This is a genomic window from Glycocaulis sp., from assembly GCF_051859565.1.
In the GTDB taxonomy this organism is placed as follows: Bacteria; Pseudomonadota; Alphaproteobacteria; order Caulobacterales; family Maricaulaceae; genus Glycocaulis.
Genome location: NZ_JBHYFK010000001.1, coordinates 370,037 through 381,872, shown reverse-complemented (window position 1 = coordinate 381,872; position 11,836 = coordinate 370,037). Strand labels below are relative to the sequence as shown.

The 11,836-nt window shown below is 64.8% G+C and carries 10 protein-coding genes; 4 read left to right on the top strand and 6 right to left on the bottom strand.

Annotated features, from left to right (window positions below; all coding sequences use genetic code 11):
- Nucleotides 1-33: 33 nt before the first annotated feature.
- Both ACTIGC_RS01800 and ACTIGC_RS01795 read left to right on the top strand, forming a co-directional pair.
- Entirely contained in the window at nucleotides 34-657 is a 624-nt protein-coding gene (locus ACTIGC_RS01800; RefSeq protein WP_439632781.1) for a hypothetical protein, read from the top strand.
- Nucleotides 658-747: 90 nt separating this feature from the next.
- On the top strand, nucleotides 748-2,277 hold the full coding sequence (locus tag ACTIGC_RS01795) for an alanine/glycine:cation symporter family protein (RefSeq protein WP_439632780.1): 1,530 nt from the start codon (nucleotides 748-750) through the stop codon (nucleotides 2,275-2,277).
- Nucleotide 2,278: 1 nt separating this feature from the next.
- Here ACTIGC_RS01795 and ACTIGC_RS01790 read toward each other — a convergent pair whose 3' ends face one another.
- The gene (locus tag ACTIGC_RS01790; RefSeq protein ID WP_439632779.1) at nucleotides 2,279-3,106 is read right to left on the bottom strand and encodes a heme-dependent oxidative N-demethylase subunit alpha family protein; all 828 of its coding nucleotides are present in this window, start codon (nucleotides 3,104-3,106) and stop codon (nucleotides 2,279-2,281) included.
- Nucleotides 3,100-3,453, bottom strand: coding sequence for a VanZ family protein (locus ACTIGC_RS01785; RefSeq protein WP_439632778.1), 354 nt, complete (start codon nucleotides 3,451-3,453; stop codon nucleotides 3,100-3,102). The genes ACTIGC_RS01790 and ACTIGC_RS01785 overlap by 7 nt, the downstream gene beginning before the upstream one ends.
- A gap of 91 nt (nucleotides 3,454-3,544) precedes the next feature.
- On the opposite strand from ACTIGC_RS01785, the gene bioB reads away from it, so the two are divergent.
- Entirely contained in the window at nucleotides 3,545-4,522 is a 978-nt protein-coding gene (gene bioB / locus ACTIGC_RS01780) for a biotin synthase BioB (RefSeq protein ID WP_439632777.1), read from the top strand.
- On the opposite strand, the gene ACTIGC_RS01775 is transcribed toward bioB, so the two are convergent.
- The 3 genes from ACTIGC_RS01775 to ACTIGC_RS01765 form a co-directional block, all read right to left on the bottom strand.
- Nucleotides 4,519-5,784 (bottom strand): glutamate-5-semialdehyde dehydrogenase, encoded by a 1,266-nt coding sequence (locus ACTIGC_RS01775; RefSeq protein ID WP_439632776.1) that lies wholly within the window; start codon nucleotides 5,782-5,784, stop codon nucleotides 4,519-4,521. The genes bioB and ACTIGC_RS01775 overlap by 4 nt on opposite strands.
- Nucleotides 5,781-6,920, bottom strand: a complete 1,140-nt coding sequence (proB, locus tag ACTIGC_RS01770; RefSeq protein WP_439632775.1) for a glutamate 5-kinase — start codon at nucleotides 6,918-6,920, stop codon at nucleotides 5,781-5,783. The genes ACTIGC_RS01775 and proB overlap by 4 nt, the downstream gene beginning before the upstream one ends.
- 71 nt (nucleotides 6,921-6,991) lie before the next feature.
- Nucleotides 6,992-8,815, bottom strand: coding sequence for an ABC-F family ATP-binding cassette domain-containing protein (locus tag ACTIGC_RS01765; RefSeq protein WP_439632774.1), 1,824 nt, complete (start codon nucleotides 8,813-8,815; stop codon nucleotides 6,992-6,994).
- A 111-nt stretch (nucleotides 8,816-8,926) separates the two neighbouring features.
- Between ACTIGC_RS01765 and ACTIGC_RS01760 the strand changes: the two genes are divergently transcribed.
- On the top strand, nucleotides 8,927-10,336 hold the full coding sequence (locus ACTIGC_RS01760; RefSeq protein ID WP_439632773.1) for a DUF1254 domain-containing protein: 1,410 nt from the start codon (nucleotides 8,927-8,929) through the stop codon (nucleotides 10,334-10,336).
- Here ACTIGC_RS01760 and ACTIGC_RS01755 read toward each other — a convergent pair whose 3' ends face one another.
- A complete protein-coding gene (locus ACTIGC_RS01755) occupies nucleotides 10,337-11,836 on the bottom strand; it encodes a flavin-containing monooxygenase (protein WP_439632772.1) in 1,500 nt (499 codons plus the stop codon).

Below are 11,836 nucleotides of genomic sequence, written 5' to 3'. Positions count from 1 at the left end.
AACACCGGGACAGACACGACAGGGGAAGACCGGATGGCTTGGAAAATTGCGACACGCGCTCGGCGTATCACCCTGGCCGGGTTTGTGGGCCTCATCACAATTCTTGCAACGGGTCTGATATTGACCGGCTGTGGCCGGGGCAGTGTGGACCCAGACGCGATCGCCCGCACCGGCCCGGTGGTTCTGGTCATTACCGGGGTCGATAGCGACCATCGTGGCAGCCGGCCTGTTGCCTATGAGGGCCTCTATGCCATTTACGGCATCGAGATGCAGGGCGCGCGCGGATTTACCCGGCCGGAGCTGACCGCGATGAGCTGGCGCCAGATACGGGCGGACTTTCCCGTCGGCAGCGCGCCGCGCGTCTTCGATGGTCCGCGCCTGTCTGATGTGCTGCGCAGCGCCGGGCTGGAGGGGGCCAGCGTCCGTCTGACCGCTTTTGACGGGTACGAGGCCGAGGTGCCGGCAGAGCTAATCGCGCGCTACGAGCCGATACTGGCGCTCAGGGCGGATGGCGATCCGCTGGCCGTTGGCGGGCTGGGGCCCGTCATGCTGGTCTGGCCGCGCCTTAACCAGAATGATCTGGCCGACATGAACGATGATCTGTGGCCGTGGGGCGTGTTTGCCATCACGCCGTATCAACCGGCAGGCACGCCGTAGAAATTCAGCGCCATTTGCACGCGGGGGCTTCCCGTCTTGCATGCGCCTGCCTAGGGTCTTGCCAAAATCAGTAAATTCCGGGGAGCGGGAATGGACACTTTCTTCGACAATGTCACGATTTTCAGTGACTTCCTTTGGGGAGGCACGTGGGGCGAGCAGCGCATCCTGCCCGTTGGCATCATCACCATCGCCCTTCTGGGTACTGGTATTTTCACGATGATCGTGCTGGGCGGGCGTCCGCTCAAACGGCTCTTCCCGGCCTTTGCCGAGCTGTGGGCAGGGCGCAAAAGCGGCGGTGAGGGTGAAATCACGCCCTGGCAGGCGCTGTCGACCGCGCTCTCCGGTCAGGTCGGCACCGGCAACCTGGCCGGTGTGGCAACCGCCATTACGCTTGGCGGCCCGGGCGCGATTTTCTGGATGTGGGTAACGGCCATTTTCGGCATGGCGCTCGCCTATGCCGAGTCATCACTGGCCGTGCGTTTCCGCGAAAAACATCCCGACGGCCACTATCATGGTGGCCCGATGTACTACATCCAGAACGGGCTGGGCAAAAACTGGAAATGGCTGGCCGTGCTGTTCTGCATCGGCACCATATTGTCCGCACTTGCTACCGGCGGCGCGATCCAGGCGAACTCGGTCACCCAGTCCGCCGTCGAAGCCAGCAACTCGCTCGGCATTGATCTGCCGCGCTGGGTTGTCGGCGCTGGCCTCGCCCTGCTGGTCTTTGCCGTCATCATTGGCGGCATCAAGTCCATCGGCACGGTGGCGGGACGCGTGGTGCCGTTCATGGCGGCGGCCTATATCTTGATCGCCCTGATCATACTGATCACTCATGCATCCGAGATCCCCGACGCCTTCGTACTGATCTTCACCGAGGCCTTCGGCTTCAGGGAAGCGGCAGGCGGGTTTGCCGGCTATGTCATCCTGGCGGCCATCCGCGCCGGTGTGGCGCGCGGCCTGTTTTCCAACGAGGCGGGGCAAGGGTCGGCGCCCATCGCGCACGCCGCCGCACAGACCAGCAACCCCGTCAAGCAGGGCGAGATCGCCATGCTGGGCGTGTTCATCGACACGATGATCATCTGCACCATGACCGCGCTGGTCATCCTCGTCGTATCGGGCAGCTATGCCAATCTGGACGGCTCCATCGTGGAGTTTGCCTGGCAGTCCGACGCCCTTCAGGCCTCAGCAATCACGACCGCTGCCTTTGCGGAGGGCATTTATGCGGGCGGCTGGATCATCCTGACGGCGCAGGCGCTCTTTGCCTTCACCACCATAATCGGCTGGTCCTATTATGCCGAAACGTCGGCCACCTACATTATTGGCGACTGGGCTGCGCGTCCGTTCCGCTTTGTCTGGGTGGCGGTGGCTTTTGGCGGCACGCTGATCGTCAATGTGGACGGGCTCTGGCGGGTGGGCGATGTCGCCAACTCGATGATGCTGTTCCCGAACGTCATTGCCATTCTCCTGCTGACGGGCGTCGTGATCCGCTACACGCAGGAATATGACCGCAAGGGTATCGTGCCGCCTGCCTGGCACGGCGATACCCCGCGTGATGCGGACGGCAAGCCGGTGGTTTCGGCCAAGTCAGAGAGTGTGAAAGGCGAGAAGCCCGCCGGGTAAATCAGGGAAGGGGCAGTGCTGTTGCCACCAGATGGTCCAGCACTGCCCATTTCTTGTAGCCGCGTGCGGCATCATCCGCACCGTGCCAGGCCGCCCCAAGGGCGGCCTTTTCTTTGGCATCCAGCGCCGCCACCGGATCAAGGCAGATGCGGATGGTGAAGAGGACCGCGCCGCTATCTTCGAGTTTCCTGATCGTCTGACGCTCCACCCGCACATGCAGGAGCGCTTCGGCGTCGCCCGGCCTGGCCGTCAGCGCACGGGCGCGCAATGGCGCGCCGTCCGGCGTGAAACGGTCATCACCCGCCTGCAGGGTCCAGTTGAAGCGTTCGAGCACCTGTCCGGGCCGCACATGGTCGAACACGCGGGCAATCCGGCTGGCCAGCTGGTCCCCGCCGGGGACGGGCTGGTGCAGTGCGTGAAGTGTCTTTCCCGCCGCATGGGGCAGGGAGAAGAAGGTGGGCGAGGTGAGCACGGCTGCGCCCACATACCAGCCATCCCTGCCTGGCATCATCACCACCAGATCGTCACTGACATGATGGGCGAGCTGCCAGAGCGGGGGCAGACCCTCCGCCAGCTCGGGCGCATCCATGCCGGCGTCCTGCAGATGGCCTATCGCCCGCGCTGCCGCTTCACGCGCTGCAGGGCCTGCCGGAGCGGCCTCAAAACTCGTCAGGGCGCGGTTCGCCAGCAGGCTGCGGCGCTCCGGCAGGCTGGCGGCCTGTGTATCGGGGGCAAGCCAGCTTTCCGGCGGTATGGGCTTCAGGCCAACAGCAAAGCGCGGCGGGCCATCGCGCCAGGGTGTGTGCAGCGTGCGTCCGGTTTCTACCATGGCTCACCGGCCAGGCGGCCCGCGATCCAGACCAGAACAAAGCCCAGCATGATCCCGGCAGCATCCACGGCCCAGTCATAGAGCGACATGGAACGGTTGATGACCGGCAGCGATTGCAGAAGCTCTATCAGCCCGCCATAGGCCCAGAGAAGCGCAAAGAGCCAGACCCGGCGCAGGCCGGGCCATGCGGCGCGCGCCAGCATGGTGAGTATGATAAAGGCGGCGAGATGGTGAACCACATGCCAGCCCAGCGCTGAGGGCGAGCTGGCATTGCCTGGCCAAAGGGCGAAGACGCTGGTGGCCAGAAGTGCCACCAGAAAAAGCCAGCCCCACCAGGGGCTGAACACGTCTGCCAGCCTGGCCGCCCAACGCGCTTGAGGCGGCCTGCCGCCCTCGCCTAATGTGGCGCTCCGGCCATTTGAGGATTTGAACAACATCATGACGCTTTCACTGATCGACACGATTCGCGCTGCGGGCACGCCCCGTTCTGACTGGTCCCGCGAAGAGGTCAAGGCGATCCATGATGCGCCCTTTGCCGATCTGATGCATGCGGCAGGGCAGATTCACCGGCTCCACCACCGTGCTGGCGAGGTGCAGAAGAGCCAGCTCCTCTCCATCAAGACAGGCGGATGCGCAGAAGATTGCGGATATTGCAATCAGTCCGCCAAGTTCGATACCGGGCTTAAGGCCTCCAAGCTCATGGACACGGATACGGTGCTGGAAAAGGCGCGCGCGGCCAAGGCCGGCGGGGCCACGCGTTTTTGCATGGGCGCGGCCTGGCGTTCGCTAAAGACACGCGACGAGCCGAAAATCTGCGAGATGATTGAAGGCGTGAAGGCGCTAGGCCTGGAGACCTGCATGACGCTTGGCATGCTCGAAGAGGGGCAGGCCGAACGGCTCAAAGAGGCGGGGCTCGACTATTACAATCACAATCTGGATACCTCGCCGGAATACTACGAGAAGATCATCACCACCCGTACCTGGGAGGACCGGATAGAAACGCTGGACCGGGTACGCGGCGCGGGCATCAAGGTGTGCTGCGGCGGTATTATCGGCATGGGTGAAGGAAAGGAGGACCGTATTGGTCTTCTGACCGAGCTGGCCCGGCTGGACCCGCACCCGGAAAGCGTTCCGATCAATCATCTGGTGCCGGTATCGGGCACGCCGCTATCGGGTTCGGCCCCGCTGGACGGGCTTGATTTCGTGCGCGCCATCGCCACCGCCCGGATCATCATGCCGCTCTCGGTGGTGCGCCTGTCGGCAGGCCGCGAAGGCATGAGCCGGGAGTTGCAGGCCTTGTGCATTCTCGCCGGTGCGGGCTCGATCTTCGTCGGCGAGGAGCTGCTGACCACGCCCAACCCGTCTTTGACGCGCGATGCGCAGATGTTCGAGACGCTGGGGCTGGAGGCGCGCTAGGTTCGAACCTGCCCCGTCCCGAAGACCTGGTACTTCCAGCTGGTGAGCTGATCGGCGCCCACGGGTCCGCGCGCATGGATGCGGCCCGTGGCAATGCCGATCTCGGCGCCGAAGCCGAACTCGCCGCCGTCTGAAAACCCGGTCGAGGCATTGTGCATGACAACGCCGGCATCCACGCGGGCGAGGAAGATGTGCGCTGCCGTCTCGTCGCCGGTGATGATCGCCTCGGTATGGCCAGAGCCGTGGCGGGCGATATGAGCCAACGCCCCTTCCACACCGTCCACCACCGCCATCGAAACAACGGCGTCGAGATACTCGGTGTCAAAATCCTGAAGGCTGGCAGGCGTTACCGACGGGGCGAACGCCTGCACCGAGCTGTCACCGCGCACCTCGCACCCGGCCGCCTGTAGTGCCGATACAAGCCGTGTCACCATCGCTTCGCCGGCCTGCCGGTCGATCAGCACGCATTCAGCGGCATTGCACACGCCGGTGCGGCGCATCTTGGAGTTCACCACCAGGCGTTCGGCCATGTCCGCGTCTGCTGCGCCGTCCACATAGACATGGCAGAGCCCGTCGAGATGGCCGAGCACCGGCACCCTCGCCTCTTCCTGCACACGTTTGACCAGCGCCTTGCCGCCGCGCGGAATGACCAGATCCAGCGCGCCATCCATTCCGGCCAGCATGTCACCTACATAGGCGCGATCGGTGGAAGGCGGCGTGGTGATGATGGCTTCGGGCAGGCCCGCCTCGCGCAATCCGTTGCGCAGTGCCGCGATAATGGCTGCGACGCTGGAGGCCGCGTCCGATCCGCCTCGCAGCACCACCGCATTGCCTGAACGCACGCACAGGGCCGCCGCATCTGCCGCGACATTGGGACGGCTTTCAAAGATGACGCCGATCGCCCCGATGGGTACACGCACCTGCGCCATGACGAGGCCGTTGGGCCGCGTCCAGCGCATGATCTCACGGCCTATCGGGTCTGGGTGACGGGCGACGGCGCGGACACCCTCAATGATTGCGTCAAGCCGCTGTGGATCAAGGCGCAGCCGGTCCAGCATGGCGCCGCTGGTGCCATTGCTTTGAGCGCGGGCCACATCATCCGCATTGGCGGCCAGCACGCTTTTGGACGCTGCCTGCAGCGCATCGGCCATGGCGGTGAGCGCGGCGGTACGCCTGTCCGCGCTTGTGTCTGCCAGCGTGCGCGCAGCGGCGCGAAGGTCTGCGCCAGCGCGGCTTGCCCAGCCGGGCTGATACTTGCTCATCCCTGATCCTCCAGCACCAGATCATTGACATGGATGGCCGCCACGCCGCGCCGGTAGCCTAGCACCGCTTCAATATCGGCAGAGCGCAGCCCCGCAATCCGGCGCAATTCCTCCGCCCCGTAGGCAGAAATTCCCTTGGCGAGCACCGCGCCATCACCGCCCGCCAGCGCCACTGTCTCCCCGCGCGAGAACTCACCGTCCACCCGCGCGATCCCGGCGGGCAGCAGGCTTTTGCCCGAACGCACGGCGCGCGCCGCGCCGTCATCGAGATGCAGCTTTCCACGCGGCGCTATCGCACCGGAGATCCAGCTGCGCCGCGCATTGCTACGTGAGGTCTCCGGGGCAAACACCGTATGGGGCGCGCCTCTGCTCAACCTGTCCAGCGGATCATCTTCAGCGCCAGCGGCAATGATCGTGGCAATGCCTGCCCGCGCGGCGATGCGCGCAGCGGCAATCTTGGACGCCATGCCGCCCGTGCCTGTGCCGGCCTTGCCCGGCTCCCCGCCCAGCGCCTCGATCTCCGGCGTTATCGCCGCGACATGGGCGACGAGCTTTGCGCCGGGAACACGCGACGGATCAGCGCTGTAGAGCCCGTCCACGTCCGACAGGAGGACGAGCAGTTCCGCATCGCACATCTGCGCCACGCGCGCGGCCAGCCGGTCATTATCACCATAGCGCAGCTCGGCGGTGGCAACCGTATCGTTCTCATTGATGACGGGCAGCGCACCGGCAGCCAGCAGCGCATCCAGTGTCGCGCGCGCATTGAGCCAGCGGCGGCGGCTTTCCATGTCATCAAAAGTCAAAAGCGCCTGCGCGGCGGGCATGCCATGGGGTTCCAGCGCGCCATTCCACGCCATCATCAGGGCGGTCTGTCCTGCGGCGGCGGCAGCCTGCTTCTGATCGAGCGCGAGCTTGCCGGCGGGCAGGTTTAGCCGCTTGCGGCCCAGCGCCACGGCGCCAGAGGATACCAGTACGGTTTCAATACCGCGCGCACGCCAGCGCGCCAGCGCTCCGGCAATCGCCTCGAAACGGGCGGTGTCCGGACCGCCCGTTTGCGCATCAATGAGAAGGGAGGAACCGATTTTCACCACGGCGCGGCGCGCACCGGAAACCAGCTCGGATGCGGACGCAGCCACGGCACATTATCCTTCAGATCCAATAATCCGGGACACCATATCGCAGGCGCAGCATTGCGCAATGAGGAGGGCTAGCGCCCGGCTTCCAGTTCCTCACGCAGCATTTCCAGCTCCAGCCAGCGCTCTTCCTTCGCCTCGCGCTCCTCACTGGCCTTCGCCAGCTCAGAACTGGCGCCATGAAAGCGCTCCGGATTGCGGGAGAACAGCGCCGGATCGGCGAGTTCTGCCTCCAGCTTGGCGATTTTGTTTCCCAGCGCCTCGATCTCTCCGGGCAGGGTTTCCAGCGCATGCTTGTCCTTGAAGGAGAGCTTGGACCGCTGCTGCGGCGGCGTTGAGGCCGGTGATTTCGCGGCGGGTGCAGCCGTCTGCTTTTGCGCGCTTTCCTGCTGGGCACGCGCACGCACGCCCTCGCCGCGCTGGGCCACCATGTCGGAATAGCCGCCCGCATAGACCTGCCAGTCGCCATCGCCCTCATAGGCGATGACGCGGTTTACCGTGCGGTCGAGAAAATCGCGGTCATGGCTGACCAGCAGCACCGTGCCCGCATAGTCGGCAATCAGATCCTGCAAGAGGTCGAGGGTTTCCAGATCGAGATCATTGGTCGGTTCGTCCAGCACCATGACATTGCCCGGCAGGGCCAACGCCCGTGCCAGCATGACGCGGGCGCGTTCGCCGCCCGAAAGCACGTGAACCGGCGTGCGCGCCTGTTCGGGACGGAACAGGAAATCCTTCATCCAGGCCGCGATGTGGCGCGTCTGGCCGTTGATCTCGACATGATCGCCGCCCCCGCCGGTAAGCGCCTCGGCCAGCGTCCAGCCGGGTTTGAGCTGCGCGCGCTTCTGGTCGAGCTGGGCGATCTCAAGTCCGACACCCAGCCGCACCGATCCGGTGTCGGGCTGCAGATTACCGATGAGCATGTTGAGCAGCGTCGTCTTGCCAGCCCCGTTCGGCCCGACAAGTCCGAGACGTTCACCGCGCTGGATGCGCGTGGAAAAATCGCGCACCACCACCCGCTCGCCGAAGCGCTTCGAGATGTTCTTCGCCTCGGCCACGAGCTTGCCGGACTGTTCAGCATCGGAGGCTTCCAGATTGGCCACACCTTGCGGTCCGGAATGGCTGCGATAGCGGGCTTTCAGGGCCTTTAGCTCATCCACACGGCGCACATTGCGCTTGCGCCTGGCGGTAACACCATAGCGCATCCAGTCTTCCTCGCGCGCGATCTGGCGGGCGAGCTTGTGCTGTTCGAGCTCTTCGGCCGCCAGCACCTCGTCGCGCCAGTCCTCGAAATGGGCAAACCCCTTGTCGAGCCGCCGGGCGATGCCCCGATCCAGCCAGACCGTGGAACGCGAGAGGTTTTCCAGAAAGCGCCGGTCGTGACTGATCAGCACGAGCGCGCTTTTCGTGCGCGACAGCTCATCCTCCAGCCACTCGATAGCCGGAAGATCGAGATGGTTGGTCGGCTCGTCGAGGAAGAGAATGTCGGGTTCGGGGGCCAGCGTACGCGCCAGAGCGGCCCGGCGCGCCTCCCCGCCCGACAGGCGGGCCGGGTTTTCCTCGCCGGTCAGCCCCAGCGCTTCGAGCAGCATGCGCGCGCGCCACGGATCATCGCCGGGCGTCAGCCCGGCCTCGACATAGGCGAGCACGGTGTCAAAGCCCGTCAGGTCGGGTTCCTGCGGCAGATAGCGCACGGTGGCGCCGGGATGGATGAAACGCTCCCCTGCATCTGCCTCCAACAGGCCTGCAGCGATCTTCATCAGGGAGGACTTGCCAGACCCGTTCCTGCCCACAAGACAGATGCGTTCGCCGGGTGCGACCATCAGCTCGGCGCTGGTGAGCAAGGGGGTGACCCCGAAGCTCAGCTTTATATCCTGCAAGGTGAGAAGGGGTGGAGCCATGATGGTGCGTGCGATAGCGCAAACTGCCGGGGCTGTCAGCGCCCTTGCGCTGCCGCAGCAGGGCGTTGATGGTAATTATTGCGAACAGGAATCGACAGGGAATCCGGGCCGATGCACCGCAACCGCCGCCGTATTCTGATGGCCACTGTTATTGTCAGCGCTCTGGTGGGCGTGCTGGCGATGGGCTGGGTATGGTCGACACGCAATCCGCTCGAACTGACCCTGCAGGAGCTGGGGCAAGCCGCCGGCCAGTCCTATGTTTACGGCTATCCGCTGGTCCTGATGGACGAGACACGGCACGATGTGACGGGAGGCGGCGGGCTGCCGCCCAACCGGCTGGGGCATATCCGTAGCCTGCCGGGCGCCGGTTTCACCGCGGTGGTGCGTCCCAACGTGGATACGCTTTACTCCATCGCGTGGCTTGAGCTTGGCGTACACCCGCTGCAACTCGACATACCCGCCATGGAAGGGCGCTACTGGCTGTTTCAGGGGCTGGATGCGTGGACGAACGTGTTCGCCGATCCGGGCGTGCGCACTCTGGGGGATGGTTCGGTCAGTGTGCTGATCGCTGGGCCGGATTTTGAAGGCACGGCGCCAGAGGGCATGACGCTCTACCGCTCGCCGACCCGGACCGCCTGGTTGCTGGGCCGCATCGAAATAGACGGCGAAACCGACCTGTCGGCGGCCCACCGCTTGCAGGATGCGCTGCGGCTCTATCCGTACCGCGCCATGCCCGGCGGCCATGGGATCGCGCTGGAAAGGCCCGCTGCAACCCCGTCCCTGCCCTCGCCGCCCGAACGGGTGGCGGCAATGGATGCGCCGGACTTTTTCAGCCGGCTGGGTGCCCTGATGATGGACAATCCGCCTGCATATGCTGATCGCGCCGCGCTGGCGCGGATGCAGGCCCTGGGGGCTGGCCCCGGCGAGAGCGTGGACTGGTCGGAGTACGGCATTCTGGCAATGCAGGCGATGCTGCGCGGGGTACGGCTGGCCCGCGAGCGGCTGTCCGAAGGGCCCTCACAAGGTACAGGCTGGGTCGTGCCGGAGAGCCATATTGGCCGCTACGGGACCGATTATGCCTACAGGGCCGGGGTAGCCCTCTACGGCCTTGGCGCCAACCTGCCCGAAGATGCGGTTTATCCGGCGGCGCGTACGGATATGCATGGCGAGCCCTTGCGGGGCGGTGAGCGCTATCAGATCCGGTTCGAAGCCGATGACCTGCCGCCCGTCAACGCCTTCTGGTCGGTGACGCTCTATGACGCTGACGGGTATTTCATCGCCAATGAGGCAGACCGTTTCGCCCTGACCAGCCGGGATGCGCTGGTGGCCGATGAGGATGGCAGCATCACGCTCGACATTCACGCCGGACCGCCAGAGGAGGGCCGCGAGGCGAACTGGCTGCCTGCGCCGGCACGTGGCAATTTCACCCTGCTGGCACGCCTCTACTGGCCGCAGGAAAGCGTGCTGGATGGAAGCTGGGCCATGCCGCCCGTGGAGCGCGTTGAGGCTCCTGACGAGTAGCTATTCAGCAGCGCGCGGCAGACCGGCTTCACTTGCATCGGTCTGCGCCTTTCGAAACTGCAAATGCCCGTCTTCGAGGCGGCCAAAACGTATGGTCAGCATGTCCTGCACATAGTTCTGATAGGTCCGCCAGGGCGCTTTCGTCCCCTGCCTGGGCAGGTGTGGCAGGGCGCGCTGGACATAGCCGGAGGAGAAATCGAGCAGCGGTGCCAGCTCAATATCGGCAGGCGGCACTGGCACGCAGTAATCATGGCCCTGCCGCTGCATATGGTTGAGCAGGCGGCAGACCCGTTCGGCGGTAAGATCAATTTTCAGCGTCCATGAGGCGTTGGTATAGCCGAACGCCAGAGCCGCATTGGGAACGCCGGACAGCATCATGCCGCGATAAGTGATCTTGTCGGCCGGCACCAGCGCCTCGCCATCCACGCTTATGTCCATGCCGCCACCGACCTGCATTTCCAGCCCCGTCGCCGGCACGATGAGGTCGGCCTCGATCAGCGCGCCGGATTTCAGGCGGATGCCGCCTGTCTCGAAGCGTTCGATATGATCGGTGACGATGCTGGCCTTGCCGCTTTTCAGGGCCGCGAAGAAGTCGCCATCGGGGGCAAGGCAGAAGCGCTGGTCCCATGGATTATAGCGGGGGGAGAAATGGCGCTCGACGTCGAAATCCTCTCCCAGCTCTGCGCGTATCGCCTTGATGACGCCGCGCTTCACGAAGTCCGGCCAGAGGCGCGACAGCTGAAAGAAGAACATGGACAGGGCGATATTCTTCACCCGCGAGAGCGTGTAGGCGAGCCGTCCGGGCAGAAACTTGCGCAAGGCATCGGCAATGGCATCGCGTGAGGGCCGCGCCGCGATATAGCTTGGCGAGCGCTGCAGCATGGTCACATGCGCGGCTTTCTCCGCCATTGCCGGCACCAACGTCACCGCCGTCGCGCCAGAGCCGATAATCACCACGCGCTTGCCCGCATAATCATGGCCTTCAGGCCATTTCTGTGGATGGATGATCTCACCAGCGAAGTCGGCCAGCCCCTCAAATTCGGGCATATAGCCCTGCTCGTAACGGTAATAGCCAGAGCAGATCATCAGGAACCGGGCGGAGATTGCCTGGCGGCCTTCCGGCCCTTCCACAGTCACCGTCCAGCGCGCAGTCCCGCTATCCCAGCTAGCCGAGATGACGCGGGTATTGAAGCGGATATGCCGGTCAATCCCGGCCTCACGCGCGGTATCGGTGACATAGCGGCGAATGCTCGGCCCGTCGGCAAACACCTTGCCGTCCACCCAGGGGCGGAAATTATAGCCGAACGTGTACATGTCCGAGTCAGAGCGTATGCCGGGATAGCGGAAGAGATCCCAGGTGCCGCCGATCTGCGCGCGTGCCTCAATGATGGCATAGCTCTGTCCGGGTGCGCGGTGCTGCAGATGCCAGGCCGTGCCAATACCGGAAATACCGGCCCCGACGATCAGCACGTCCACACTCTGCGCATGATTACCGGCCAT